This window comes from Streptomyces sp. NBC_01217 (assembly GCF_035994185.1).
Lineage (GTDB): Bacteria > Actinomycetota > Actinomycetes > Streptomycetales > Streptomycetaceae > Streptomyces.
Window position 1 is genome coordinate 7,847,275 of record NZ_CP108538.1, and the last position, 25,578, is coordinate 7,872,852.

Genomic DNA, 25,578 nt, shown 5'->3' on the forward strand with positions numbered 1-25,578 from the left:
CCGACCCAGCTCGCGGCCGTGGAAAGACCAGGTCGACATGACCGCTGCCCTGCGCAGCATTTCCACCGACGACGTGCACGCCTTCGTGGCGGCACACGAACTCCCCGAACCGGCGGGTGCACCCCGCCGCACCCCAGCCGGCATGGTGGGCAACACCCCGGTCCTCTGGGTCGGAAGCCCCTTCACCCCTGCCGGCCGGGGCTTCTGGGCCAAGCTGGAGGGCGCCAACCCGGGCGGCATCAAGGACCGCCCGGCCCTCCACATGGTTGCGGCCGCCCGGGCCCGCGCGGAACTCCGGCCCGGAGCACCCGTCATCGAGTCCACCAGCGGGACCCTCGGACTCGGTCTCGCGCTCGCGGGCATCACCTACGGACATCCGGTCACGTTGGTCACCGACCCCGGCATGGAGCCACTGATGGTCCATCAACTACGCGCCCTCGGCGCGCGGGTTGAGGCGGTGGCGGAACCGAGCCCGGACGGCGGCTGGCAGCAGGCACGCAGGGAGCGCGTCCGCTCCCTGCTCGCCGCGCATCCGGGCTCCTGGTGCCCCGATCAGTACCACAACCCGGACAACCCGGCGTCGTACGCGAATCTCGCCCTCGAACTCGCCGTGCAGCTCGGCCGGGTGGACATCCTGGTGGCCGCCGTCGGAACGGGCGGGCACTCGGCCGGGATCGCCCGTGCCCTGCGCGCGATCTCACCGGACGTGCGGCTCGTCGGCGTCGACTCGGTGCGCTCCACCATCTTCGGCCAGCCCGCGGGCGTACGCCTGATGCGGGGCCTGGGCAGCAGCATCCATCCGCGCAACGTCGACCACGCCGCCTTCGACGAGGCCCATTGGGTCGCGCCCGACGAGGCGGTGTGGGCGGCCCGACGGCTGGCGCGGCACCACTACGCGAGCGGCGGCTGGAGCGTCGGCGCCGTCGCACTGGTGGCAGGCTGGCTCGCCCGCACGCACGCCCCGGGCACCCGGATCGCGGCGGTCTTCCCCGACGGAATCCACCGCTACTGGGACACGGTCTACAGCGACGACTACTGCCGTGACCACGACCTCCTCTCACACCCGCCCGCCGACGACCCCGACGAGATCGACCGTCCCGGCGAGCGCGCCGTGGAACGCTGGACGCGCTGCGTGAACATCACCGCACCGCACCCGGACGAGGCGGTCGCACGATGAGGGAACTCGCCTCGCAGTTCCGCTCCTTCGACGGGGCCGTACGGCTGTTGATGGTCCAGCAGTTCACCATCAACACGGCGTTCTACATGCTCATGCCCTACCTCGCGATCCACCTGTCGGGCGGCCTGGGCATGGCCGCCTGGGCGGTCGGACTCGTCCTCGGCGCAAGGAACTTCAGCCAGCAGGGCATGTTCCTCATCGGAGGTACGCTCGCGGACCGGCTCGGCTGCAAGAGCGTCATCATCGCCGGATGCGTGCTGCGGACCGCCGGTTTCGGACTGCTCGGGTTCGTCGACTCGCTGCCCGCGCTGATCGCCGCGTCGGCGCTGACGGGCTTCGCGGGGGCGCTGTTCAACCCGGCCGTCCGGGCCTACCTCGCACGGGAAGCGGGGGAGCGGCGCGTGGAGGCGTTCGCGTTGTTCAACGTCTTCTACCAAGTCGGCATGTTCGTCGGCCCCTTGGTCGGCCTGGCCCTGATCGCGCTGAACTTCCGGGTGGTGTGCGCCGTGGCGGCACTGCTCTTCCTCGGACTCACTCTCGTACAGATCAAGGCCCTGCCCGACCGCGGCCGCCCGGCGGTTGAGGCCGAGGGGCGCCGGGGAGTGCTCGCCGACTGGCGCACAGTGGCGTCCAACCGTCCCTTCCTGCTCTTCTCCGCGGCGATGATCGGCTCGTACGTCCTGTCCTTCCAGGTCTATCTCGCGTTGCCGTTGCAGGCACAGCGGGTGGCGCCCGGGAGCGGGGACGGCGTCACCACGGCACTTTTCGCCGTATCGGCGGGTGTGGCCGCGGCCGGGCAGCTGCGCATCACCGCCTGGGCGCGGGCGCGCTGGTCTCCGGCCCGGTCCGTCGTGTACGGACTGGTGCTGATGGGCGGTGCCTTCGCACCGCTCGTTGTCGCGGGCGCGCCGCCCGGGGGCGGGGGACTGCTGATCCGGGCGGCCGCCCTGGTACCGCTGTTCCTCGCGGCCGCCCTGCTCGCCCTCGGTACGGCCCTGGTGTATCCGTTCGAGATGGACACCGTCGTCAGGCTCTCCGGTGACCGGCTGGTCGCCACCCACTACGGCCTGTACAACACCATCTCGGGCGTCGGGATCACCGCCGGGAACCTCGCGACCGGCGCGCTGTGGGATGCCTCCGCCGAGCAGCCGCGACTGCCCTGGCTCGTGCTGTGCGCCGTGGGCGTGCTGTGCGCAGCCGCGATCGCCGGTCTGACACGCACCGGGAGACTCGGGCCCTTCCGGGCCGGACGGGCGGGGGAACCCGTCCCGCAGCGGTGAGGCAGCACCCTCCGGCGCGATGGCCCGCCACCGCTCGCACGACCGTCGTCGTCAAATCGCCGTCAAGGGCCGTGAGCGCCGGATCAAAGGGCCGCTAATGGGGCGACTCCACCCCGGACCGGCGGGCATACCGTCACTGGTGCACGGCGGTCCGCCGGCAGGTCCGGGGTGATGCGTCAGTCTCCAGGAGGAGTGCCATGTCCGGGAATCAGTGTGCCGAGCACCCCGAGCCCATTTCCTGCGTCAACCTCTCGAACGGCTGAGGGAACTCCATGACCACGTCACTGCCGGGACTGCCGGGATCATCGCAACTGCCGGGGCTGTCGCGACTGCCCGCACCGTCTCCGGTATCGCCCATTGCGCCGACAGCGCCCGTACCGCCGGGCAATGCCGCAGATCTGTCCGTCTGGCCCGCTTCGGCGCGGCTCGCCGCACGCGGAGACGTCGCGGTCGGCGGTGTCTCGCTCGTCGAGACGGCCGAACGGTTCGGCACCCCCGTCTATCTCCTCGACGAGGGCGAGGTACGGGAACGCTGCCGCACCTATCTGCGGGCCTTCCCGGACACCGACGTCGTCTACGCGGCGAAGGCGTTCCTCTGCCGCGCCCTCCTCCACTGGGTGCAGGAGGAGGGCCTCGGCCTGGACGTCTGCTCCGCGGGCGAGCTGGAACTCGCCGTCACCACCGGCTTCCCGCCCGAGCGCATCGTGCTCCACGGCAACGCCAAGAGCCCGGCCGACCTCAGCGCCGCACTGCGCCTGGGCGTCGGACGGATCGTCATCGACAGTGCGTGGGAGATCGCCAGACTGTCCGCGCTCATCCCGCCCGGCGCCCGCCAGAAGGTGCTGGTGCGCGTGGTCCCGGGCGTGAGCGCGGGCAGCTACGCCGCAGTCCGCACCGGTACGGACGACCAGAAGTTCGGACTGTCGATCACCGACGGGAGTGCCCAGCACGCCATCGCCCGGATCCTCGACCAGCCACGGCTGGAACTGGTCGGACTGCACTGCCACATCGGCTCGCAGATCACCACGGTCAAGCCCTACCTGACCGCACTGCGACGGGTGGTCGGGCTGCTCGCCCAGATCCGCCACCAGCACGGGATCGTCCTGCCGGAGCTGGATCTGGGCGGCGGTCACGCCGTCGCCTACCGGCCGGGGGAGACCGCGCTCGACATACCGGCCCTCGGCGCCCGCATCCGCCGCGAACTGGTCACGAGCTGCGCCGCGGCCGGCATCCCCGTGCCCCGGCTCACCGTCGAACCCGGCCGCGCGCTGGTCGGGCCCGCGGGCGTGGCGCTCTACCGGGTCCTCGCGGTCAAGACGACCGGCGACCGGATCTTCGTCGCCGTGGACGGCGGAATGAGCGACAACCCGCGGCCCGCGCTGTACGGAGTCCGCTACGCACCCCGGCTCATCGGCCGCCGCTCGACGGCCGAACCCCGTACGGCGACCGTCGTCGGCCGGCACTGCGAGGCGGGCGATGTGCTCGCCGCCGATGTGACCATGCCGGGAGACATCCGCCCGGGCGACCTGGTGGCCGTCCCGGTCGCGGGCGCCTACCACCTCTCCATGGCGTCCAGTTACAACGCGGTCGGCCGCCCACCGGTCGTCGCCGTCCACGACGGCCGCGCGCGGCTGCTGGTCCGCCGCGAATCCCTCGCCGACATCAACGGCCGCGACATCGGTCTCTGAAACACCGGCATGCGGGTGCGACGCGATGCGGTGCGGTGCGGCAGCGGCGTTCCGGCTTCTGCCGCACGGCCTGCTCCGCCGCAACGCTCGTCAGAGGGGTGTCAAGGACAGCCCGGTCTTCTTGAACTCCTCACGGTCGGGCGAGTTGGATGAACGGTGTGAACAGCAGCCTGCGCCACGACGACCGGCCACCGCATACGGCGGCTCCGGTCCTGCGCGCTGCTCACCTGCCTGTGCGGTGACGCACTCGCCCTTGAACGCCTGACGGCGGCCTGCCCCTCCGTAAGCGGGCCATGGCCGTCGGCGGCCGTGACGCACCACCATTCTCCGCATGGCCGACGCACTTTCCCTGCCCGAAAGCAGGCAGAGGGCCGCGCGGCCCTGCCCGTTTCCAGGAATCGATCATGTCTTCTTCCCCGTCCTCCCCCTCTTCCCAGCTGCCCTTGTCCGGGCGGACCGTGCTGGTCACCGGAGCCACCGCCGGTATCGGCCGGGAGACCGCGCGCCTGCTTGCCGAGCGCGGCGCCACCGTTCTTGTGCACGGCCGTACCGCCGAAGAGGCGCGGGCGGCGTCCGACGAACTCGTCGCCGTGGCCGGCATCGACAGCGGACTCCTGCGCCCGTTCGGGGCCGACTTCACCCGTCTCGAAGAGGTCGGGCGACTCGCCCGCCGGGTCGGCGAGGAGCACCCGGCCCTGGACGTCCTGGTGAACAACGCGGCCATGGCCGCCCCTGAGCGGCACACCGTCACCGTTGACGGCAACGAGATCACCTTCCAGGTCAACTTCCTCGCCCACTACCTGCTCACCCAGCTGCTGGAGCGGGCCCTCACCCGCGCCCCCGGCGGCCGGGTCGTGAGCGTCTCGTCCTCGCTGCACCGCACCGCCTCGGTCCAGTGGAGCGACCCGAACCGCTCCCGCAACTACTCCCGCCTCGCCGCCTACGCCCAGTCGCAGCTGGCCCTCACGGTCTTCGCCGCCGACCCGCGCGTGACCGCGGTCTCGGTCCACCCCGGCATCTGCGACACCGCTCTGCTGCCCCTGTACTCCCTCACGGGAGCCACTGCCGCCGAAGGGGCCGCACATGTGGTGCGGCTGTGCGACCCGGCGACCGAGATCGTCAACGGCGCCTATTACGACCGGGACCGGTGTGTCGAGCCGGCCCCGGCCGCCACCGAGACGCGCACCGTCCAGCGGCTCAACAAGCTCGCCTCCCTGCTCGTCGGCCAGAACGCCTGAAGGAGGCACAGATGTCGAAGCGCGCACGCAAGAAGAAGGCGCGTCGCAAGAAGAAGGCCAACCACGGCAGCAAGGCCGGTCAGAACTAAGCCCTGTGCGGGGCGGCCCGGTGACAGGGCCGCCCCGCACCCGAAGCAGGTGGTTTCTCACCCATGATCCAGATTCAGATCCAGCCGCAAGGCCGGCTCCGCCCCCGGCCTCGGCCGGACAGCCTTCCCGACCTCGCCCGGTGGTTCCCCACCGGGGCGCCGGGCCCCGCCGCTCTGGCCGAACACGTACTGCGCACCGGAGCCGGACAGTGGTGGGCGGACCGCGCCGTCGAGCCGCGGGCCGTCGCCGTCAGCTGCGCGGACCATGTGCTGCTGCGTGGTGACCCGCGCGCCCTCGCCCCCGGCTCGCTGGTCCCGCTCACGGGAAGCTACATCGAGGCGCCCGTCCGCTTCCTGCCGGCCCTGGGCGCGTCCTTCCGCAGGATCGTGCCGGGGGAGCGGATGGTGTACGTCCACCGCGCCCCGGCGACAGCGTCGGCACCCAGGCCACCGCGGGGCGTGACGGTGCGCCGGCTCGTTCCCGAAGACGCGGGGGCGCTCGCCGCGCTCGGACCTGCCGCGGCCTGGCTGTACGCCGGGTGGAACGGCCCTTCGGGCCTCGCCGCCTCCGGCCTCGGCCGGGCCGCCTTCCATAAGGACCGGATCCTCGCTGTGGCATGCACCTACTTCCTCGGCAGCGCGTACGAGGACGTCGCCTGCTTCACCGTCCCCGAGCACCGCCGCCGACGCCTGGCCCACACCTGCGTCGCCGAACTGTGCGCGGACATCACCGCCCGCGGTCGGACCGCGAGCTGGTCCTGCTCCCGCGGGAACCGCCCCAGCCGCCTGCTGGCCTGGACGTCCGGATTCCGGCTGGAGCGTGAGTACGTCCACTACGCCACCAGGGAAACCACCGTGTCGCGGCTTCAGAGGGCGGGAGTCCCGGCGTGAGCAGGCCCTTTCCGGAAGGCCCGGACTGCTCGGACCGGTGGGTCAGGCCTTGCGGGTGTTGACTTCGTCGGTGAGCTGGGGGACGACCTGGAAGAGGTCGCCGACGACGCCGTAGTCGACGAGGTCGAAGATGGGGGCTTCGGCGTCCTTGTTGATCGCGACGATCGTCTTCGAGGTCTGCATGCCCGCCCGGTGCTGGATCGCGCCGGAGATACCCGACGCGATGTACAGCTGCGGGGACACCGACTTGCCGGTCTGGCCGACCTGGTTGGAGTGCGGGTACCAGCCCGCGTCGACCGCGGCACGCGAGGCACCCACCGCCGCGCCGAGCGAGTCGGCGAGCGCCTCGATGATCGCGAAGTTCTCGGCACCGTTCACGCCACGGCCACCGGACACCACGATCGCGGCCTCGGTCAGCTCCGGGCGCCCCGTCGACTCGCGCGGGGTGCGGGAGAGAACCTTCGTGCCGGTGGCCTGCGCCGAGAAGCCGACCGGCAGGGTCTCGACCACACCCGCGGCCGGGGCCGCCTCGACCGGGGCCGAGTTCGGCTTCACCGTGATGACCGGGACACCCCTGGTGACACGGGACTTCGTGGTGAACGACGCGGCGAACGCCGACTGCGTGGCCACCGGACCCTGCTCACCGGCCTCCAGATCCACCGCGTCGGTGACGATCCCGGAACCGATCCGGACCGCGAGGCGGGCGGCGATCTCCTTGCCCTCGGCGGAGGACGGAACCAGCACCGCGACCGGGGACACCGCCTCGACCGCAGCCTGCAGCGCATCCACCTTCGGCACGACCAGATAATCGGCGAACTCGGGGGCGTCCGCGGTCAGGACCTTCACCGCACCGTGCTCAGCCAGCACCGACGCGGTCTCGGCCGCACCCGCGCCCAGCGCGAGCGCGACCGGCTCACCGACCCGACGCGCCAGCGTCAACAGCTCCAGAGTGGGCTTGCGGACGGCGCCGTCCACGTGGTCGACATAGACGAGAACTTCAGCCATGGGACTTCAATCTCCTGCAGATTGCGAAGAAACGACGGAACGGAAACGGACAAGGGGGCTAGATGAACTTCTGACCCGCCAGGAACTCGGCCAGCTGCCTGCCGCCCTCACCCTCGTCCTTGACGATCGTGCCCGCGCTGCGGGCCGGGCGCTGCGCCGCGGAGTCGACCGCGCTCCAGGCACCCGCCAGGCCGACCTCGTCCGCCTCGATCTCCAGGTCCTCCAGGTCCCAGGACTCCACCGGCTTCTTCTTCGCCGCCATGATCCCCTTGAACGAGGGGTAGCGTGCCTCGCCCGACTGGTCGGTCACCGACACCACCGCCGGGAGGGAGGCCTCCAGCTGCTCGGACGCGCTGTCGCCGTCACGGCGGCCCCGCACGACCCCGCCCTCGACAGAGACCTCGGACAGCAGCGTGACCTGCGGGACACCCAGACGCTCGGCCAGCAGCGCGGGAACCACACCCATCGTGCCGTCCGTCGACGCCATGCCCGAGATCACCAGGTCGTAGCCCGCCTTCTCGATCGCCCTGGCCAGCACCAGCGACGTGCCGATCACGTCCGTACCGTGCAGATCGTCGTCCTCGACGTGAACAGCCCTGTCCGCACCCATCGACAGCGCCTTGCGCAACGCGTCCCTGGCATCCTCCGGACCCACCGTCAGCACGGTGATCTCCGCATCGTCCGCCCCGTCCGCGATCTGCAGCGCCTGCTCCACCGCGTACTCGTCCAGCTCCGACAGCAGACCGTCGACATCCTCACGGTCCAGCGTCAGATCATCCGCGAAATGCCGGTCACCGGTGGCATCGGGCACATACTTCACACAGACAACGATCCTCAAGCTCACGCCGGCTCTCCTACCTCGGTGTGGTTCGTATGGACGACAGTATGGTACTCAGTACCCTCTGTAAAGGAACCTGGTGCCATAAAGGGGCTTCCGGTGCTACGTTCCCCGCATGACTGACGCACGCAGACCAGCGAAGAAGCCCCCCATGCGGGAGGTGCTCGCCGAGGCGGCCTTCCAGCTCTTCCTGGAGCGGGGCTTCGAGCAGACCACGGTGGATGACATCGTGGCGCGGGCCGGGGTCGGGCGCCGGTCGTTCTTCCGGTACTTCCCCTCCAAGGAGGACGCGGTCTTCCCGGATCATGAGCGCTGCCTCGCCGACATGACCGCGTTCCTGGCGGAGGCCGGTGACGCGGAGCCGGTCGACGCGGTGTGCGACGCGGCCCGGCTGGTGCTGCGCATGTACTCCGCCAACCCCGAATTCTCCGTCCAGCGCTACCGGTTGACCCGGGAGGTGCCCGGACTGCGTACCTACGAACTGTCCGTGGTGCGCCGGTACGAGCAGACGATGGCCGACTATCTCCGCGGCCGCTACGGCGAGTCGGGGGACGGTGCGCTGCGGGCCGAGGTGATCGCCGCGTCCGTGGTCGCCGCACACAACAACGGGCTGCGGACCTGGCTGCGCTCGGGCGGTGACGGGGATGCGGAGGCCGCGGTGGATCACGCCCTCGGGGTGGTGCGCCGGGTGTGGGGGAGTGCGCCGGCCGGGGGTGCGTCTTCGGCCTCGGCCGATGGCGACGTGGTCGTCATGGTCGCCACGAAGGGCGCCCCGATGTGGCGCGTCGTGCAGCAGATCGAGTCGGCCATCGGCCAGGGCTGACACCGGGACCGACCTCGGCATGGCACTGAGTGTCTTTACGTCTCGGCACTCAGTGCCCTATGGTGCGGACGCGCCGACGCGCAGACATGGCGCATCCGAGCCGAGCGCAGGGGGTCGAAACGTGTCCCAGTCATCAAGTGGCACCGTGCAGACGGTGCATGAGGAAGCCGGCCTGCACTATCACCGGTGCCGCTGGTGCGGCACGGCCTCCTTCCGGAGGCTGCTGTGCCCGGTGTGTGCGTCAAGCGATCTGAAGCGTGAACTCAGCGCCGGTGTGGGCGTGGTGGTGCGGACCGGCGTCGTGCATCGCTACACGGACGCGGCACGCAACGAGTCCCTCGTCCGGCTTCCCGAGGGCTTCGTGTTCCGTTGCCGTGTCGTGGGCGCCCCGCCGCACCAGGTGTCGGTCGGCGCGCGGGTGCGCCCGGTGGCCGGTGACGATCCGGACACGGGCGAGGTGGTCTTCGAACTCTGCGAACCGCCCAGGCGTGACGACTGGTACTGATCGTCCGGTACCGATCGACCACCACGACCACAGTGCTCGAACTGCTAGAGCCAGTCGCGGCGTTTGAAGACCACGTACAGGCCGATGCAGACCACGGCCATCAGGGCGATGGCGAAGGGGTATCCGAGAGTCCAGTGCAGCTCGGGCATGTGGTCGAAGTTCATGCCGTAGACGGTGCCGATGAGGGTGGGTGCGAAGAGAATGGCCGCCCAGGCGGAGACCTTCTTGATCTCGTCGTTCTGTGCGTGGCCGGCCTCGGCCAGCTGCTTCATCTCCTCGTTCTGGGCCTGATTGACCAGGGTGGCGTTGACGGTGAGGATGTCGCCGAGCATCTCGCGGAAGCTGTCCACGCGCTCGACCACGGTGGTGTCGTGGTCGGCGACGTCACGCAGGTATCGCTGAAGTTCCTCGTCCGTGCCGTACTTCTCGAATCCGGCTTCGAGCCCGCGCATGATGGTCAGGAGCGGCCGGGTGGCGCGCTGGAACTCGACGACTTCGCGGGAGAGCTCGTAGATACGGCGGGAGACCTTCGGGTCGCCGCCGAACACCTCGGTCTCGATCTCGTCGATGTCGTGCTGGAGGCCGGCCACCACGGGCGCGTAACCGTCGACCACCGCGTCCAGGATCGCGTACAGCACCGCTTCCGGGCCCAGCGCCAGCAGCTCGGGGTCGGCCTCCAGCCGCTTGCGGACAATTGCCAGGTCGGGTGCCTGGCTGTGCCGTACGGTCAGGACGAATCCGGGGCCGACGAACAGATGGAGTTCCCCGAAGTCCACCTCCTCGGCCTCGTCCATGTACCGGGCCGAGCGCAGCACGACGAAAAGCGTGTCCCCATAGCGCTCCAGTTTCGGCCGCTGGTGGGCCACGATGGCGTCCTCGACGGCCAGCTCGTGCAGCCCGAACTGCTCCGCGGCCTCCCACAGCTGCGAGGGGGAAGGGCGGTACAGCCCGATCCACGCCATGGTGCCCGGCTCCCCCGGAAGCCGTTCGTAGATCTCCTCCAGCGTCGAGGGCGTCGCAATCCGCCTCCCGTCGCGGTAGATCGCCGCGTCCACCACGCTGCGGGCCAGCGACGCGGGGGGCTCTTCCTGCTCCGCGCGTGGATCCATCGAATGCTCGGGGGCCGGGTCCGGCCCGTGTCCGCCCGGGCTCAGCGGCCACTTACCCGCCCGGGCCGCACGCGATCGCCAATCGGACATGACAGAAACCTCCAGAAGGGAACGCGCCTGAGTTCGGTCCGTGTGGCGGCTCCGAATCAGGTGGTACCTGGCCGGGCGAGGTCTCTTGCAAACCGGCCCTCGGCACAAAACAGCCTATTTGCTCTTATGCTGCCGCGCTATGGATTCACCCGGGCACGGCACCCTTTCGCGGGGACGGGTGGCACGTTCCCGCGCTGTGGAAGCGAGTATCAGGCCAGAGGCCGTGATCAGCAGGGAGAGGCCCGCTGCGTCACCGACGACGACGGCTCTCCCCGGCAGGTGCGCCGGACGTGGCACGGCGTACGCCGGAACCGCCAGGTGGAGCGCGAGGCACGCCCAGCCGCGCGGCCGCAGCCGAGCCCCGCGGCTCGTCTCCCGCCCAGCTCCCGGGTCAGAGCCAGCCGTTGCGGCGAAAGCCCCGGTGGATGACGAAACATGCGACGGCGATGACGCCGAGGACGAGCGGGTAGCCGTACGTCCAGCGCAGTTCGGGCATGTGGTCGAAGTTCATGCCGTACACGCCGCAGACCATGGTCGGCACAGCGACGATCGCGGCCCACGCCGTGATCTTGCGCATGTCCTCGTTCTGGGCGACGGTCACCTGCGCGAGATGCGCCTGGAGGATCGAGTCGAGCAGCGCGTCGAAGGAGGCGATCTGCTCGGTGACGCGGTCCAGGTGGTCGGCAACGTCGCGGAAGTACGCCCGGATGTCCGGACCGATGAGCGGCATGGGCTGGGTGGAGAGCCGCTGCACGGGCCGGTCCAGCGGCGCAACGGCCCGTTTGAGTTCCAGCAGCTCGCGCTTGAGCTGGTAGATCCGGCCCGCGTCGCCGCGGCCGGCGTGCTCGGTGAAGACTGCGGTCTCGACGGCGTCGATGTCGTTCTGGACGGCGTCGGCGACATGGAGGTAGTCGTCGACCACATGGTCGGCGATGGCGTGCAGGACCGCCGCGGGCCCCTTGGCCAGCTGTTCGGGCGTGGTCTCCAGAGCTTCGCGCAGGGGGCCCAGCGAGCCGTGGCTGCCGTGCCGGATGGTGATGACGAAGTCGGGGCCGGTGAAGACCATGAGTTCGCCGGTGTCCACCACCTCGCTGGTGGCGGTGAGCTCGTCGTGCTCGACATATCTGACGGTTTTGAAGACGGCGAACAGTGTGTCGTCGTACCGCTCCACCTTGGGCCTCTGATGCGCGTGGACGGTGTCCTCGACTGCCAGCGGATGGAGGCCGAACAGCTCGGCGAGTCCCGCGAATTCCTGCTGCGTCGGCTCGTGCAGACCGATCCAGACAAAGCCGTCGCCCGACTTGCGCGCCCGCCGCAGCGCCTCGTCGGCCGAGCAGTCGCCCAACTGCCGTACGCCATCCAGATAGACCACGCAGTTGACCACCGCGCTGCCGAGCGGTGACCGCGCCGGATGGCTGAGGTCCACGGTGCGCCGGTAGGTACGGCGGACCGCTCTGCGGAGGTTGCGGATCATCGACACAGTGGACTCCTTCGGCGGATCGGCGGTCAGTGTGTCATCGGCCGACCACACGGGCCAGCGGCCTCGCGGACCAATCGGTCACGACGCGGCGGGAGTTCGGGACATATTGGAGAGGCGGCGCACCGCGGCGGGCCCGTCGGGCGTTGCGAGCCGGTGCGGCTCCAGGGCTTCGGACCCAGATCAGGGTTCCGGGCCCCGACGCTTCCGGCCGCCAGGTCTTTCCGTGAGAGCCGAAGCGTTGTCGGACGTCGCTTCAGCCGGCATGTTCGCGTTGTTAGGTTGAACGCCCTGCTGAGACGGATTTCGCGAGGGTGGCGATGCGAGGCGTACGAATGTGCGTGGCCGGCACGTCGACGGTACTGCTGGCTGCTGTTCTCACCGGCTGTGTCGCGTCGGACGAGTCGCAGAGTCCGGCAACGGCCGCGGAGGGGCCGGCTCTGACGTCTGCCTCGCCCACAGCGAGCGACAGCGCCTCCATGCTGCCCTCCACTTCTGCGTCCCCCACCTCTGCGCGGCCGAGCGGTATCAAGAGCGGCTCCCCGGCCTCGCCGGTCACCCGCCCTGCCACAGCTCAGGAACCGTCCGCGCCGAAGCCGACGCGGTTGCGGATGACGGTCGCCACCAAAGGCGGCCGGCTCGACCTCGTGCGCGGCGGGGCCGCCCAGGAGTTCACTGTCACCCTGCGCAACGGCAACACCCAGGCGTACGGACATCTGCGGCTCGCCTTCCAGATGGAGATCCTCCTGGACAGGACGCCGGCAAACGAACGCCCGCCGTCGGACGGCTTCGTACTGGAACGCTGGGAGAACGGGGCGGGCGTCTGGCGCAGCGCGGAGCTGCGTATCGCCAATGACGCCATGCCGCCCCAGCTCTACGAGGGCGGTGCCCCGCTGGCCCGCGACGCGGTGCGCACCGATCGGTATCGGCTGCGTGCCGGGTCCGCAGGTCCGGTCGGCAGTACTCCGCTGATGGTTGCGCTGATCAATACCGACGCGCCCGAGAACGCCTCCTTGGGCGAGGCGCGCCCGGCCTACTTCTCCCTGCCCCACACCACACGGCGGGACTGATCCATGGCCCGGCCCCGGGGCATGGCCTCATAGAGGGGGGAAGCTGCAGAGCGCCGATACCGATCCGCACGTCGCGGATCGCTGTCGGCTCCCCGCCCGGAATGCCCTTCAGATGTGGATGCGAGCTCCAACTCAGCCACACGCGTAAGAAGTTCGGTGCGTGAGATGGCGTCGGTGCGCAGCGAGGGAACGGTGCAGGCGTACGCTCCGGCCACCGCTCCGTACCGGGCGCAGCGCCGCGGTTCCTCGCCTCCGAGCCGGCCGAGGAGGAAGCCGGAGGCGAAGGCGTCGCCTGCGCCGTTCATGTCCTGGGACCAGGGCAGCGCGGCGACGGACCAGCGCAAAGCCGCCCGCAACGGCTTCGCGTTCCTCATGCTCTCGGCCGGTACGCCGATGATGAGCGGCGGTGATGAGACCCTGCGCGGTCTGCGCTGCAACAACAACCCCTACAACCTCGACTCCGCCGCCAACTGGCTCGATTACAGCTGGGACACCGACGAGAGCACGTTCCGCACCTACACCCAGCGGCTGCTCGCCTTCCGCAAGGCACATCCGGCGCTGCGGCCCGCGGACTTCTGCACCGCGTCCGACACCAACGGCAACGGCATGGGCCGGCTGAACTGGTTCACCCCCACCGGCGCCGCCCCCGACAGCGCCTACTGGAACAACGCCGACAACCACGCGCCGGCCTGGCGGATCGACGGGACCGAGCTCGGCGACCCCGCCGGTGCGCTGTACGTGGCGTACAACGGCGGGTCGGGGGCGGTCGACTTCACGCTTCCTTCTCCCGGCAGTGGAAAGCAGTGGTACCGCGTCACGGACACCTCTGTCTGGGCCGAAGGAGCCAATCCGGTCGCGCAGCCCGGCTCCGAAGCCCTCACAGGGGGCAGCGGCACCACGTACAGCCTCGGCGTACTCGCAACCCTCGTACTGATCGCCAAGCAGGCGACAGGGCTGCGCCCGCCGCGGTTCGCCTGCGGTGGGCGCGGCCCATGTGCTCCGGCGCACGTACGCTCAGTTGTCCTTGAGGCGGGTCGCAAGGGGCGACGGGCGATCGATAGCCTGCTCGCCGATCAGGTGAACGAGCCGGCGGGCGCGAACTCCCCAGAGCCTCCCCGGGCCCGGTCGTGAGCCGTGATCGGTCCGCTTGGCACGTACAAACAGCAAGGTGAGGCGCGATGTTCACGACCCGGCCCACTCTCCAGGGCACCTTCGGCATGGTGTCCTCCACCCACTGGCTCGCCTCGCAGTCCGCGATGGCCGTCCTGGAGGACGGGGGCAACGCCTACGACGCCGCCGTCGCGGCCGGATTCGTCCTGCACGTCGTCGAACCGCACCTCAACGGACCGGCCGGCGAGGTGCCGATGATCCTGGCGCCGAAGGACGGCGAGGTGCGGGTGCTGTGCGGCCAGGGCCCGGCCCCCGCCGGTGCCACCGTCGCCCACTACCGCTCCCTCGGCCTCGACCTGGTCCCCGGCACCGGGCCGCTCGCCGCGGCCGTGCCGGGCGCCTTCGACGCCTGGATGCTGCTGCTCCGCGACCACGGCACCAAGACCCTCGCCGAGGTGCTGCGGTACGCGATCGGGTACGCCGAGGACGGCCACGCACCCGTCGAGCGGATCGGCCAGACCGTCGAGACCGTCCGCGAACTCTTCGAGACCGAGTGGCAGTCCTCCGCCGACGTCTACCTGCCGGGCGGCAAGTCGCCGAAGCCGGGCGAGCTGTTCCGCAACCCCGCACTCGCCGCCACCTGGCGCCGCCTGATAGCCGAGGCGCAGGAGACCGGCGGCGAGGACCGCATCGCCCAGATCGACGCCGCCCGCAGGATCTGGAGCGAGGGCTTCATCGCCGAGGCACTGGTCCGCCAGGCCGCCCGCCCCACCATGGACACCAGCGGCTCCCGCCACACCGGCACGCTCACCGCCGCCGACCTGGCCGACTGGTCCGCGTCCTACGAGGCGCCCGCCACGTACGACTGGAACGGCTGGACGCTCGCCAAGGCGGCCGGCTGGAGTCAGGGCCCCGCCTTCCTCCAGCAGCTCGCCCTGCTCCCCGCCGAGCTGCCGCGGTACGGCTCCGCGGACTACGTCCACCTGCTCATCGAGGGCTGCAAGCTCGCCATGGCCGACCGCGAGGCCTGGTACGGCGACGCCGCCGAGGTACCCCTGGACGCCCTGCTCTCGGAGCCGTACAACGCCGAGCGCCGCGCCCTCATCAGCGACGAGGCCTCGCGCGAACTGCGTCCCGGCAGCCCGGACGGCCGCACCCCCGTGCTCAGCGGGCACGCCCACGCCGTCGCCTCCGGCGAGGCGGGTTTCGACGCGATGGGCATCCCGGCGGCGGGCGTGGGCGAGCCGACCGTGGCCAAGGACGGCGCGACCCGTGGGGACACCTGCCACGTCGACGTCGTCGACCGCTGGGGCAACATGGTCTCCGCCACGCCCAGCGGCGGCTGGCTGCAGTCCAACCCGGTCGTGCCGGAGCTCGGCTTCCCGCTCGGCACCCGTCTCCAGATGGCCTGGCTCGACGAAGGCCTGCCGAACTCCCTCACCCCCGGCCGCCGCCCCCGCACCACCCTCACGCCCTCCCTCGCCCTGCGCGACGGCGTTCCCGTCATGGCGTTCGGCACGCCCGGCGGCGACCAGCAGGACCAGTGGCAGGTCCACTTCTTCCTTGCCGTCGCGCTGCGCGCCGAGGTCCGAGGCGGACTCGACCTCCAGGGCGCCATAGACGCCCCGAACTGGCACAACGACAGCTTCCCCGGCTCCTTCTTCCCGCGCGGGATGCGCCCCGGCAGCGTCACCGTCGAGGAGGGCATGGACCCGGAGGTCGTCGAGGAACTGCGCCGCCGCGGCCATGACGTCACCGTGGGTGACCCGTGGTCCGAGGGCCGGATGTGCGCCGTGGCCCGCGACCCGGAGACCGGAGTGCTGTCCGCAGCCGCGAACCCGCGCGGCATGCAGGGGTACGCCGTCGGACGCTGACCGGCCACCTTCACGTCATGACCAGGTCGTCGCGTACCCGGGCGACCGTGCTTAGCTGGGGTCATGATCGATGCATTCCTTGCCGGGGACCTGACCGAGGTCGAGGCAGCGGTCCGCGCAGCGGCCGCCGCCGAGATCATGCCGCGCTACCGGCAGCTCGCCGCTCACGAGATCGTCGAGAAGAGCGGCCCGCACGACCTCGTCACCATCGCGGACCGCCGTGCCGAGGAACACCTCACCGCGTCCCTGACCGGGCTCCTGCCCGGCTCGGTGGTCGTCGGCGAGGAGGCGGTCCACGCCGATGCGACGGTGTACGACGCCCTGGGCGGCGACGCACCGGTGTGGATCGTCGACCCGGTCGACGGCACCCGTCAGTTCGTCCGCGGCGAACCCGGCTTCTGCACCCTGGTCGCCCTCGCCCACCACGGCGAACTCCTCGCCTCGTGGACGTACGCCGCGGCGCTGGAGGAGATGGCGATCGCGGTCCGTGGCCGCGGTGCCACGCTGGGCGGCAAACCGATACGCTCCGGCTCGCCCGAGCCCGGTGCCGTGCTGCGTGTGGCGATGTCGCACCCCGACTACACCAGCGACGCCCAGAAGCGCGCCCTGCTCGGCCTGCGCACCGAGGGCATCAAGGCCCGCCCCTGCGGTTCCGCGGGTCTGGAGTACCTGGCCGTCGCCCGGGGCGACCAGGATGCGGTTGCTTTCAACTGGGAGTTCGCCTGGGACCACGCGGCGGGGCTGCTCCTGGTCACCGAGGCGGGCGGCGCCCAGGCCACACTCTCCGGCGCCCCGTTCCGTATCACCGGCGGCAACGCCCTGCCGTTCACGGCGGCCCGAGACGAGGCGACCGTGGAACGCGTCCTTCACGCGCTGCGCGGCGAAGCCTGACCTACCGCCGGGCGCCCGAGGTCCCATTCAGCGGGACTGACGGGCCCCGGTGCGCTCACGCCGCGCCGTTGCCGTGCCTGACCAGGCAGAACGGATGCCCCGCCGGGTCCGCGTAGATCCGCCATGAGCGCCCCGAGCCCGCTCCGTCGTCCAGGACCGTCGCTCCCGCCGCCACGGCCCGCTCCTGCGCCTCGTCCAGATCCGGGACGCCGAAGTCCAGGTGGAACTGCTGGGGATGCGCCGGATCCGGCCAGCGCGGCGGCCGGTGGTCCGCCACCCGCTGGAAGGCGAGGACCAGCCCGGCCTCCGTGTGGAGCGTCGCCCAGTCGTCGCCGAGCGCCCACCGCGGGTCCGGCCGGTTGACCTCTCCGCCGAGCAGGCGGTGGTAGAACCGGGCGAGACCTACGGGATCGGAGCAGTCGAGCACGAGGCACTGCAGTTCAGGTCTGTTCATCGCGGGGCGACCCTACCCGCGGCCGCGTTGTCGGTGCCCCGGAATATCCTTGGAGTCCTGGCCATCGGCTGACGAAGGAGTCCGAAGGTGCCGTCGATGCTTGATGCTGTCGTCGTGGGGGCGGGGCCCAACGGACTGACCGCCGCGGCCGAACTGGCCCGCCGCGGTTTCGCCGTGGAGGTCTTCGAGGCGGCCGGGACCGTCGGAGGCGGTGCCCGTACCGAGGAGCTCACCCTCCCCGGCTTCCGTCACGACCCCTGTTCCGCCGTCCACCCGCTTGGCATCGGCTCGCCCGCGTTCGCCGGGATGCCGCTGGCCGCGCACGGCCTGGAGTGGCTCCAGCCCGAGCTGGCGCTCGCCCACCCCTTCCCGGACGGCTCGGCCGCCGTGCTCAACGGGTCCGTGGGGGAGAGCGCCATGTCGCTGGGCGCCCAGGACGCGGGGGCGTACCGCAGACTCGTCGCCCCGTACCTCGGTCACTGGGACACCCTCGCCCAGGACTTCCTGCGCACCCCGTGGGACGGACTGCCCCGTGACCCGTACCGCTGGGTGCGATTCGGGCTCGACGCGCTCCAGCCCGCGACGCTGCTCTCCCGCCGCTTCCGCGGTGAGAAGGCGCGCGGCCTGTTCGCCGGGCTCGCCGCCCACGCCATAGCCCCCGTCAACGGCGTGGCCACCGGAGGAATCGCCCTGCTCTTCGCCCTCGCCGCGCACGAGAAGGGCTGGCCGATGCCGCGCGGCGGATCGCAGTCCATCTCCGACGCCCTCGCCTCGTACATACGGGAACAGGGCGGCACGATCCGTACCGGCACGGAGGTCAAGCGCCTCGACGAACTCCCGCCCGCCCGCGCCTACATCTTCGACACCTCACCGACCGCCCTCGCCCGCATCGCCGGGCTGGGCCGTGCCTACAGCGGCTATCGGTACGGAGCGTCCTGCTTCAAGATCGATTACGCGCTGTCGGGCCCCGTCCCCTGGACCGCGAAGGAGGCCCGCCGGGCCGGCACGGTCCACATCGGACCCACGGCCGGCGAGATCGACTCCGCGCTGAGCGCCGCGGTCGCGGGCCGTGACCCGCGCGTGCCGTTCCTGATCACCGCACAGCCCAGCCTGGTCGATCCGTCCCGCGCGCCCGAGGGCCGGCATGTCTTCTGGGCGTACGGACATGTCCCGGCGGGCTGGGAGGGCGACGCCACCGACGTCATCGAACGGCAACTGGAGCGCTTCGCCCCCGGCTTCCGCGACCTGGTGCTCGCCCGGGCGGTCGCCGGGCCGCCCCAACTCGCGGCGCGCAACGCCAATTACGTCGGCGGCGACATCGCGTGCGGCGCCTTCTCCGGGTTCCAGACGGTGATAAGGCCCAAGCTCGCACGGGTGCCTTACGCGACGGCGCATCCGGCGGTGTTCCTGTGCTCCTCGGCCACTCCGCCCGGACCGGGCGTGCACGGCATGTCCGGACACCATGCGGCGAAGGCCGTCTGGCGCAGGCTGCGGGCGAGCTGAACACCGCGGGGCCGACGGGGACGCGGCATCATGTCCGCATGCGCACACCCGAGGCCGTCACCGTCACCCCGGTACCTGCGCACCGGCCAGGCGGTCGCCACGACCGCCGGAAAACTCGACGCCCGATGGGTCATTCACACCGTGGGCCCATGACCAGCCAAAACAGCGGTCATGGGCCCGATGCCGCACGCTCGCGGTCGCACAGCGGGCGGCCCGCCACGCGGGATGCGAGAGGGCGCTGACGGGCAAATTCTCCTGCACGCACAGGCATGAAAGTCGTCCGACTGGTGCCTACATTTCCGGCATCCACACAGTTGCCGGAACGAAGAGGCCCCATGCAGTTCGGAATTTTCTCTGTGGGGGACGTGACCCCCGATCCGACCAACAGCCGTACCCCGTCGGAGCATGAACGCATCAAGGCGATGGTCGCCATCGCGCTGAAGGCGGAGGAGGTCGGCCTGGATGTCTTCGCGACCGGCGAGCACCACAATCCGCCGTTCGTGCCGTCGTCGCCGACCACGATGCTCGGCTACATCGCTGCCCGTACCGAGAGGTTGATCCTTTCCACTGCCACGACGCTGATCACCACCAATGACCCGGTGAAGATCGCCGAGGATTATGCGATGCTCCAGCACCTGGCCGACGGCCGGGTCGACCTGATGATGGGGCGCGGCAACACCGGCCCGGTGTATCCGTGGTTCGGCCAGGACATCCGGCAGGGCCTCGACCTCGCCAAGGAGAACTACGCGCTGCTGCGTCGGCTGTGGCGCGAGGACGTGGTGGACTGGGAGGGCAGGTTCCGCACGCCTTTGCAGGGATTCGCGTCCACGCCCCGGCCGCTGGAGGGCGTACCGCCGTTCGTTTGGCACGGCTCGATCCGCTCGCCCGAGATCGCAGAGCAGGCGGCCTTCTACGGCGACGGTTTTTTCCACAACAACATCTTCTGGCCCGTCGAGCACACGAGGCGGATGGTTCAGCTCTACCGGCGACGGTTCGATCACCACGGGCACGGCCGGCCCGAGCAGGCCATCGTCGGCCTCGGTGGACAGGCGTTCATGCGGAAGAACTCCCAGGACGCCGTACGAGAGTTCCGCCCCTACTTCGACAACGCGCCCGTCTACGGGCACGGGCCCTCGCTGGAGGAGTTCACCGAGCAGACTCCGCTGACGGTGGGCTCCCCCCAGCAGGTCATCGAGCGGACGCTGTCCTTCCGTGAGTCGGTCGGCGACTACCAGAGGCAGCTGTTCCTGATGGACCACGCGGGTCTGCCCCTGAAGACCGTCCTGGAGCAGATCGACATCCTCGGCGAAGAGGTGGTGCCCGTGCTGCGGAAGGAGTTCGCGATCGGCCGCCCGGCCGACGTGCCGGACGCTCCCACCCACGAGTCGCTGCGGACCGTTCAGGAGGTGTCCGCCGCATGAACCTCGTCGCCGTGTCCGCGGGGCTGAGCACCCCGTCCTCCACACGCCTGCTCGCCGACCGTCTCGCCGAGTCGGCCCGCGCCGACCTCGCCGCCCGGGGTCATGACGTGCGGGTCGACGTCATCGAGCTGCGGGAACTGGCAGTCGCCGTGGCCAACAACCTCGTGACGGGTTTCCCGTCGCCCCAGCTGGCCGCCGCCATCGACACGGTGACGGGCGCCCACGGCCTGATCGCCGTGACTCCCGTGTTCACCGCCTCCTACAGCGGGCTGTTCAAGTCCTTCTTCGATCTGATCGACCCGGACGCCCTCACCGGGAAGCCGGTCCTTGTCGCGGCGACGGGAGGCACGGCCCGCCACTCCCTGGTCCTTGAGCACGCCCTGCGCCCGCTCTTCGCCTACCTGCGCGCCACTGTCGTGCCCACCGCGGTGTACGCGGCGTCCGAAGACTGGGGATCCGGCGGGGACGAGTACACCGAGGGCCTGCCCGCACGCATACGGCGGGCGGGCGGCGAGCTGGCCGCTCTGATGGCCGCCCGCCCGGTCGAGGAGACGCCCGAGGACGACATCACCGTGCTCGAACGGCAGCTCTCCGACCTGCGCTTCGACTGAGGCCGACCCCGGCGGGCCACCGAGCGGCACACGGATTCGCCGACCGAGCCGGGGGCGTCAGGAGGCTGCGGGTTTCGCCACCATTTCGGTGGCATGCTTTGGGTCTGGACGAGTTTCGCCCACTTCGGCCGGATGTTCCGGACCACATGTGGGACCTTCTCCGGAGGTCGCTGAGACCCCACCGACCGGGGGCACATCCGGTGGAGTTCGTGAACCGGCGAATTCCGCATCCTGCTCTTCTTGCAGGCAACACCTCGTACGCTCATCGACAAGGCGCTGGCCTGGGCTGTTATAGGATATGTACGGAGAAATCACCCCTGAGAAGGTCAACGATCGGCGTACGAAATGAGCGCGCTCTCCGATGCCGCTGAGGAGATCTTGGACGCCTGCGAAGCATGGCGGTTTCGTCGTGAGGCTCCGGGAATGCAGAAGGAGGGAACCATCGCGCGCCAACCGTTCGATGACGTCCTCCCGACGTCTTCCACGGTCGTCGTGACCGAGGTCCAGCATGGGGGTTAGGCATAGCGTCACGCGCCCTCCCGTGGCCGTCACACCACTGGTCGGCCGGCAGGCCGAGATCTCTCAGGTCCTGGACATCGTCGAGGCGGGGCACGGCGAACCGCAGACGCTGCTGCTGCTCGGTGAGGTCGGCACCGGCAAGTCGAGGCTGCTGGCGGCAGCCGCCGACCACGCGCGGGACAACGGAATGCTCGTGCTGGCGTCCCAGGGCAGCGAGGCGGAATCGCGGCAGTCCTTCGCGTCCTTGCATCAGTTGCTTCTCCCTCTCCTGCCCGATGTCGGCACGCTTTCCGACCATCTGCGAGGAGCGCTCGAAACTGCGTTCGGTATCGCTCCCGCCGAGGGACCGCTCGACCCGATGCCGCTGCATATGGCGGTCCTGACGCTGCTGACCGAGGTCTCCCGCCGGCAGCGCATTCTGCTGGCCGTCGATGACGTCCAGCACTTCGATCGCGACTCGCTCGACATTCTGGGCTTCGTGATGCGCCGTATCGGGGCGCAGGCTGTGCCGGTGCTGCTGGCGGCACGCGGGCAGACTCCCCCGGACGGCGTCGCGGCGGATCTTCCCACTCTGCGCCTGGGGCCGCTGACCGAACGGGCAGCGGCCGAACTCCTGGACGCCCAGCGACAGGTGCCCACCGGCCGGACACGGATCGAGCTGCTGCGTCAGGCCCGCGGAAATCCTCTGGCCGTCATCGAACTCTGCCGCGCGGCCGGAACAGGCGGTACGGGAGCACTGCCGGGCAGCGGGCTGCCGCAGACGGAACGCATCCAGGCGTTGTACGCCTCCCGCCTGCGCGGCCTCCCGGAGACGACCCAGCGGCTGATCCTGTACGCCGCGGCGTCGGAGTACGAAGACCTCGGCACGATCATGGCCGCCGCCGACGCGGGGCCGGATCTCGGGGCATGGGCCCCGGCCGAGGAGGCCGGCCTCGTGACCGTGGTGGACGGGCGAGTGGTCTTCCGGCATCCGTTGGCGCGCGCGGGCTCCTACCACGGAGCTCCGGTCCATCTCCGGCAGCAGGCCCACAGGGACCTGGCGGCGGCCCTCGCGGCCGATCCCGCCCGCCGGGCCTGGCACCTGGCCGCCGCATGCCTCGGCCAGGACGAGTCCGTGGCGGCGGCCCTGGAGGACACCGCCGAGCTCGCCGAGCGGCGCGGCGGCATCTTCGCGGCGGCACAGGCGCTGGAACGGGCCGCCGAGTGCAGCCCGACGACCGAGGGCCGGGCGCGCCGGTATGCCAGGGCTCTCCATGCCGCCAACAGCGTCGGTGACCCTACGTGGGTAGGCGAGCTCTACAACGAGGTCACTGCGCTGACCGAGGACCCGGACCTGCTGTGCCTCGCGGCCTGCGGCGCAGGCATGTCCCTGTCGCTGCTCGGCCACCAGCGGCAGGCGTTCCAGGTGGTGATGAGCAGGCTGGAGCCGGACCTGCCCCGGGAAAGTGCGACCGTGCTGGCTCTGGTGTCCACGCTCCAGTCGGTGGCGTTCCAGTCGGGTCTGCCGGAGCTCAGACGTCCGGTCGCAGCTCTCCTGGACGGGATCGAGACCGGGAACAGTGATACGCCCTACTTCGAGCCGGCGACGGCCGGTGCCTCCGACGCGGTACGGGCCGTGACCCTGGCCGGAGCCGACCCGTCCGACGCCCCCGAGCTGCTGAGCCGTCTGCGCCGACGCCCGGGCACGTCTGAGCCGACGGCGGGAGCCGCGGAGTTGACCCGGCTGCTCGCGCTCGGCGGCATCTCCTGGTACGCCGACGAGTCCGACCTGTCCGTGGAGTCCTTCCGGCAGGCGTACGCCATGCTGTCCGCGTACGGCTCCCTGGGCCCTGCCGCGACCACTCTCGCGGCGATGGGCTCGGCGCTGATCGACACCGGGCGGTGGACCGAGGCGGACACGCTTCTGGAGAAGTCCGCGACGCTGGCGGCCGTCCACAAGCTGAGGCATCTGGAGATCGACGTCGCGGCGCTGCGAACGACCCTGCGAGCCCTGCGCGGTCAGGCCGTCGACACACCGTCCGACCCCGCATGGACGACGGTGGTCCTGGAGGAGAACCGCGCCACGCACGCACGCCTGTTGCGTGCCGCCGGCACCGGTGCCGCGGCGGTCGGCGACTTCGACGGCGCGTTCCGTCACTTCCGGGCACTGTTCGGGCAGGACGGCGAACCTGTGCACTTCTTCCTGTCCCGCCACTCGGTCGCCGACCTCGCGGCGTCCGCCCAGCGGACGGGTCGGCAGAAGGAGACGGCACGCATCGTCGAGGCGGTGCGCGCCGCGATCGGGCCGCAGCCGACGACCCGGATGACCCTGTTGTTGCACCACGCCACCGCGCTGACCGGCGAGCCCAAGGACGCCGAACACCACTTCCGGCTCGCCACGGTCAACCCGGTGGGTGATCAGTGGCCGCTCGCCCGGGCACGGGCGAGGCTCCACTACGCGCAGTGGCTGCGTAGGCGGCGGCGCCCTCTGGACGCCCGTCCGCTCCTGGCCACGGCGCTGGAATCGTTCACCCGGCTGGGCGCGTCGGGCCTCGCCGAGGAGGCACGCGTGGAGCTGCGGGCCAGCGGCGTGGCCACCGCGCCCACCCAGGCCGACCCGCTGGCGGAGCTGACCGCCCAGCAGCGCGAGATCGTACGGCTGGCGGCACGGGGGCTACGCAACCGGGAGATCGCCGAGCAGCTGATGCTGTCCCCTCGTACGGTCAGTTCCCACCTCTACAACGTGTATCCGAAGCTGGGGGTCAGCAGCCGCAACCAGCTCCGCGGTCTCTTCGAAGATTGGTGACCGCTATGGTGAGCCGTACGGTGGTGCTTCCACGGGCAGCCTCATGTCTCGTGGCCGTCGGGGGAGCCTAGAGGCGATTGATCGTTATGTGGGGAAGCCCGTGAACTCCGATTCCGCGACGGACACCGGCGGACACGACCGTCCTGCCGTCGTCCTCGACCCCCTCGTTCAGCGGCTCGTCGACGCCTCGGCCGGACCGCCCTATCTGCACCAGTTGGGCCCTGTCGACGGACGGCAGGCACTGCTGGAGATACAGGGCCACACGCTCGACGACTTCGACGTGGACGCCGAGTTCAGGGTGGCGCCTGTGGGTCCCTCCGGGCTCGTCGGCTTCTGGATGTTCCGGCCGACGCGGCCGACCGGTCCCCTTCCAGTGGTCGTGTACATGCACGGCGGTCGGTGGATGCTCGGCGACGCCCGGACCCACGCACGGCTGATCAGCGAGCTGGCAGCCACCAGTGCCGCCGCCTTCGTGGTGCCCGAGTACACCCGCACCCCGGAAGCCCGGTATCCGGTCGCGCTGGAGGAGTCGTACGCGGTACTGACGTGGGTGGTCGAGCAGGCTGCCGAACTGGCCCTGGACGACCGGAGGCTCGCGGTGGCCGGTGACTGCGCCGGCGCGACCATGGCCACGGCGCTCACGATGTTGGCCAAGCAGCGCGGCGGCCCCCGCATCCGGGCGCAGTTGCTCTACTACCCGATGACCGACCCGCATGCCGACACCCCGTCGCGAGAACAGTTCGAGTCCGGCTATCTCCTGACGCGCGCGGCCGTCGAGTGGTACTGGCGTCAGTACACCGACGAGGAGAGTGAGCTCGCCGAGCCCACGGCCTCGCCGCTGCGGGCAAGCACGGCCGACCTCGCGGGACTGCCTCCCGCCCTGATCGTGTCGGCGGAAGCGGACGTCGCACGGGACGAGGGCGAACAGTACGCCCGCGCGCTGCGGCTGGCAGGCGTGCCCGTGACCGCAGTTCGCTATCTGGGAACGGTGCACGACTTCGTCTCCCTGAACCCCTTGCGGAACAGCCCGATCACGCGGGCCGCGATCAGGCAGGGCGGCCGCTTCCTCGGAGAAGCCCTGTCCGACCGGCGCTGACGGCCGACTCCACGTACGACGCAGGCGGTGGCCG

Annotated in this window: 21 protein-coding genes and 2 pseudogenes; 17 read left to right on the top strand and 6 right to left on the bottom strand. The window is 70.7% G+C overall.

Annotated elements, in window-relative coordinates:
• Positions 1 to 37 precede the first annotated feature (37 nt).
• The 5 genes from OG507_RS35120 to OG507_RS35140 all read left to right on the top strand — a co-directional run bounded on the left by OG507_RS35120 (position 38) and on the right by OG507_RS35140 (position 6,363).
• Positions 38 to 1,177: a PLP-dependent cysteine synthase family protein gene (locus OG507_RS35120; protein ID WP_327371127.1), complete on the top strand. Its 1,140-nt coding sequence runs from the start codon at positions 38 to 40 to the stop codon at positions 1,175 to 1,177.
• Positions 1,174 to 2,457, top strand: a complete 1,284-nt coding sequence (locus tag OG507_RS35125) for an MFS transporter (protein ID WP_327371128.1) — start codon at positions 1,174 to 1,176, stop codon at positions 2,455 to 2,457. The genes OG507_RS35120 and OG507_RS35125 overlap by 4 nt, the downstream gene beginning before the upstream one ends.
• A gap of 272 nt (positions 2,458 to 2,729) precedes the next feature.
• Positions 2,730 to 4,145 (top strand): diaminopimelate decarboxylase, encoded by a 1,416-nt coding sequence (gene lysA / locus OG507_RS35130; RefSeq protein ID WP_327371129.1) that lies wholly within the window; start codon positions 2,730 to 2,732, stop codon positions 4,143 to 4,145.
• Positions 4,146 to 4,549: 404 nt separating this feature from the next.
• A complete protein-coding gene (locus tag OG507_RS35135) occupies positions 4,550 to 5,383 on the top strand; it encodes an SDR family NAD(P)-dependent oxidoreductase (protein ID WP_327371130.1) in 834 nt (277 codons plus the stop codon).
• Positions 5,384 to 5,535: 152 nt separating this feature from the next.
• On the top strand, positions 5,536 to 6,363 hold the full coding sequence (locus OG507_RS35140; RefSeq protein ID WP_327371131.1) for a GNAT family N-acetyltransferase: 828 nt from the start codon (positions 5,536 to 5,538) through the stop codon (positions 6,361 to 6,363).
• 42 nt (positions 6,364 to 6,405) lie between these two features.
• Here OG507_RS35140 and OG507_RS35145 read toward each other — a convergent pair whose 3' ends face one another.
• Positions 6,406 to 7,368, bottom strand: coding sequence for an electron transfer flavoprotein subunit alpha/FixB family protein (locus OG507_RS35145; RefSeq protein ID WP_327371132.1), 963 nt, complete (start codon positions 7,366 to 7,368; stop codon positions 6,406 to 6,408).
• A gap of 58 nt (positions 7,369 to 7,426) precedes the next feature.
• A complete protein-coding gene (locus OG507_RS35150) occupies positions 7,427 to 8,212 on the bottom strand; it encodes an electron transfer flavoprotein subunit beta/FixA family protein (RefSeq protein WP_327365863.1) in 786 nt (261 codons plus the stop codon).
• A gap of 145 nt (positions 8,213 to 8,357) precedes the next feature.
• Between OG507_RS35150 and OG507_RS35155 the strand changes: the two genes are divergently transcribed.
• Positions 8,358 to 9,029, top strand: coding sequence for a TetR family transcriptional regulator (locus tag OG507_RS35155; protein ID WP_327372206.1), 672 nt, complete (start codon positions 8,358 to 8,360; stop codon positions 9,027 to 9,029).
• Between the two features lie 154 nt (positions 9,030 to 9,183).
• Complete coding sequence (locus OG507_RS35160; protein ID WP_442811068.1) at positions 9,184 to 9,534, top strand: hypothetical protein; 351 nt, start codon at positions 9,184 to 9,186, stop codon at positions 9,532 to 9,534.
• A gap of 44 nt (positions 9,535 to 9,578) precedes the next feature.
• On the opposite strand, the gene OG507_RS35165 is transcribed toward OG507_RS35160, so the two are convergent.
• Positions 9,579 to 10,733: a magnesium and cobalt transport protein CorA gene (locus OG507_RS35165; protein ID WP_327371134.1), complete on the bottom strand. Its 1,155-nt coding sequence runs from the start codon at positions 10,731 to 10,733 to the stop codon at positions 9,579 to 9,581.
• A gap of 391 nt (positions 10,734 to 11,124) precedes the next feature.
• The gene (corA, locus tag OG507_RS35170) at positions 11,125 to 12,207 is read right to left on the bottom strand and encodes a magnesium/cobalt transporter CorA (protein WP_327371135.1); all 1,083 of its coding nucleotides are present in this window, start codon (positions 12,205 to 12,207) and stop codon (positions 11,125 to 11,127) included.
• Between the two features lie 614 nt (positions 12,208 to 12,821).
• Between corA and OG507_RS35175 the strand changes: the two genes are divergently transcribed.
• Entirely contained in the window at positions 12,822 to 13,280 is a 459-nt protein-coding gene (locus OG507_RS35175; protein ID WP_327371136.1) for a hypothetical protein, read from the top strand.
• Here the strand turns inward: OG507_RS35175 and OG507_RS35180 are convergent.
• Positions 13,244 to 13,588: pseudogene (locus tag OG507_RS35180) on the bottom strand (PfkB family carbohydrate kinase); the annotation flags it as partial. The gene OG507_RS35175 and the pseudogene OG507_RS35180 overlap by 37 nt on opposite strands.
• A gap of 298 nt (positions 13,589 to 13,886) precedes the next feature.
• On the opposite strand from OG507_RS35180, the gene OG507_RS35185 reads away from it, so the two are divergent.
• The 3 genes from OG507_RS35185 (at position 13,887) to OG507_RS35195 (ending at position 17,155) form a co-directional block, all read left to right on the top strand.
• A complete protein-coding gene (locus OG507_RS35185; protein ID WP_327372207.1) occupies positions 13,887 to 14,411 on the top strand; it encodes a hypothetical protein in 525 nt (174 codons plus the stop codon).
• A 47-nt stretch (positions 14,412 to 14,458) separates the two neighbouring features.
• Positions 14,459 to 16,264 (top strand): gamma-glutamyltransferase family protein, encoded by a 1,806-nt coding sequence (locus OG507_RS35190; RefSeq protein WP_327371137.1) that lies wholly within the window; start codon positions 14,459 to 14,461, stop codon positions 16,262 to 16,264.
• A gap of 63 nt (positions 16,265 to 16,327) precedes the next feature.
• Entirely contained in the window at positions 16,328 to 17,155 is an 828-nt protein-coding gene (locus tag OG507_RS35195; RefSeq protein ID WP_327371138.1) for an inositol monophosphatase family protein, read from the top strand.
• A gap of 55 nt (positions 17,156 to 17,210) precedes the next feature.
• Here the strand turns inward: OG507_RS35195 and OG507_RS35200 are convergent, their stop codons facing one another.
• Positions 17,211 to 17,609 (bottom strand): VOC family protein, encoded by a 399-nt coding sequence (locus tag OG507_RS35200; protein WP_327371139.1) that lies wholly within the window; start codon positions 17,607 to 17,609, stop codon positions 17,211 to 17,213.
• 87 nt (positions 17,610 to 17,696) lie between these two features.
• Between OG507_RS35200 and OG507_RS35205 the strand changes: the two genes are divergently transcribed.
• The 6 genes and pseudogenes from OG507_RS35205 to OG507_RS35230 all read left to right on the top strand — a co-directional run bounded on the left by OG507_RS35205 (position 17,697) and on the right by OG507_RS35230 (position 25,544).
• Positions 17,697 to 19,112 (top strand): phytoene desaturase family protein, encoded by a 1,416-nt coding sequence (locus OG507_RS35205; RefSeq protein WP_327371140.1) that lies wholly within the window; start codon positions 17,697 to 17,699, stop codon positions 19,110 to 19,112.
• A gap of 12 nt (positions 19,113 to 19,124) precedes the next feature.
• Positions 19,125 to 19,262 (top strand): annotated as a pseudogene (locus OG507_RS40565) (macro domain-containing protein); the annotation flags it as partial.
• A 185-nt stretch (positions 19,263 to 19,447) separates the two neighbouring features.
• Complete coding sequence (locus OG507_RS35215) at positions 19,448 to 20,533, top strand: LLM class flavin-dependent oxidoreductase (RefSeq protein WP_327371141.1); 1,086 nt, start codon at positions 19,448 to 19,450, stop codon at positions 20,531 to 20,533.
• Positions 20,530 to 21,144 carry an FMN reductase gene (locus tag OG507_RS35220; RefSeq protein ID WP_327371142.1) on the top strand — a complete coding sequence of 205 codons (615 nt, stop codon included), beginning with the start codon at positions 20,530 to 20,532 and terminating at the stop codon, positions 21,142 to 21,144. Before OG507_RS35215 ends, OG507_RS35220 begins: the two co-directional genes overlap by 4 nt.
• Before the next feature lie 541 nt (positions 21,145 to 21,685).
• Entirely contained in the window at positions 21,686 to 24,448 is a 2,763-nt protein-coding gene (locus OG507_RS35225) for an AAA family ATPase (RefSeq protein WP_327371143.1), read from the top strand.
• Positions 24,449 to 24,548: 100 nt separating this feature from the next.
• Positions 24,549 to 25,544: an alpha/beta hydrolase gene (locus OG507_RS35230; protein ID WP_327371144.1), complete on the top strand. Its 996-nt coding sequence runs from the start codon at positions 24,549 to 24,551 to the stop codon at positions 25,542 to 25,544.
• Positions 25,545 to 25,578 lie beyond the last annotated feature (34 nt).

What these genes read in the sequence shown, in the direction of transcription:
- OG507_RS35120 (WP_327371127.1), top strand. Translation starts at nt 38, where the DNA reads ATGACCGCTGCCCTGCGCAGCATTTCCACCGACGACGTGCACGCCTTC.
- OG507_RS35125 (WP_327371128.1), top strand. Translation starts at nt 1,174, where the DNA reads ATGAGGGAACTCGCCTCGCAGTTCCGCTCCTTCGACGGGGCCGTACGG.
- lysA (WP_327371129.1), top strand. Translation starts at nt 2,730, where the DNA reads ATGACCACGTCACTGCCGGGACTGCCGGGATCATCGCAACTGCCGGGG.
- OG507_RS35135 (WP_327371130.1), top strand. Translation starts at nt 4,550, where the DNA reads ATGTCTTCTTCCCCGTCCTCCCCCTCTTCCCAGCTGCCCTTGTCCGGG.
- OG507_RS35140 (WP_327371131.1), top strand. Translation starts at nt 5,536, where the DNA reads ATGATCCAGATTCAGATCCAGCCGCAAGGCCGGCTCCGCCCCCGGCCT.
- OG507_RS35145 (WP_327371132.1), bottom strand. Translation starts at nt 7,368, where the DNA reads ATGGCTGAAGTTCTCGTCTATGTCGACCACGTGGACGGCGCCGTCCGC.
- OG507_RS35155 (WP_327372206.1), top strand. Translation starts at nt 8,358, where the DNA reads ATGCGGGAGGTGCTCGCCGAGGCGGCCTTCCAGCTCTTCCTGGAGCGG.
- OG507_RS35165 (WP_327371134.1), bottom strand. Translation starts at nt 10,733, where the DNA reads ATGTCCGATTGGCGATCGCGTGCGGCCCGGGCGGGTAAGTGGCCGCTG.
- corA (WP_327371135.1), bottom strand. Translation starts at nt 12,207, where the DNA reads ATGATCCGCAACCTCCGCAGAGCGGTCCGCCGTACCTACCGGCGCACC.
- OG507_RS35175 (WP_327371136.1), top strand. Translation starts at nt 12,822, where the DNA reads ATGACGGTCGCCACCAAAGGCGGCCGGCTCGACCTCGTGCGCGGCGGG.
- OG507_RS35185 (WP_327372207.1), top strand. Translation starts at nt 13,887, where the DNA reads ATGGGCCGGCTGAACTGGTTCACCCCCACCGGCGCCGCCCCCGACAGC.
- OG507_RS35190 (WP_327371137.1), top strand. Translation starts at nt 14,459, where the DNA reads ATGTTCACGACCCGGCCCACTCTCCAGGGCACCTTCGGCATGGTGTCC.
- OG507_RS35195 (WP_327371138.1), top strand. Translation starts at nt 16,328, where the DNA reads ATGATCGATGCATTCCTTGCCGGGGACCTGACCGAGGTCGAGGCAGCG.
- OG507_RS35200 (WP_327371139.1), bottom strand. Translation starts at nt 17,609, where the DNA reads ATGAACAGACCTGAACTGCAGTGCCTCGTGCTCGACTGCTCCGATCCC.
- OG507_RS35215 (WP_327371141.1), top strand. Translation starts at nt 19,448, where the DNA reads ATGCAGTTCGGAATTTTCTCTGTGGGGGACGTGACCCCCGATCCGACC.
- OG507_RS35220 (WP_327371142.1), top strand. Translation starts at nt 20,530, where the DNA reads ATGAACCTCGTCGCCGTGTCCGCGGGGCTGAGCACCCCGTCCTCCACA.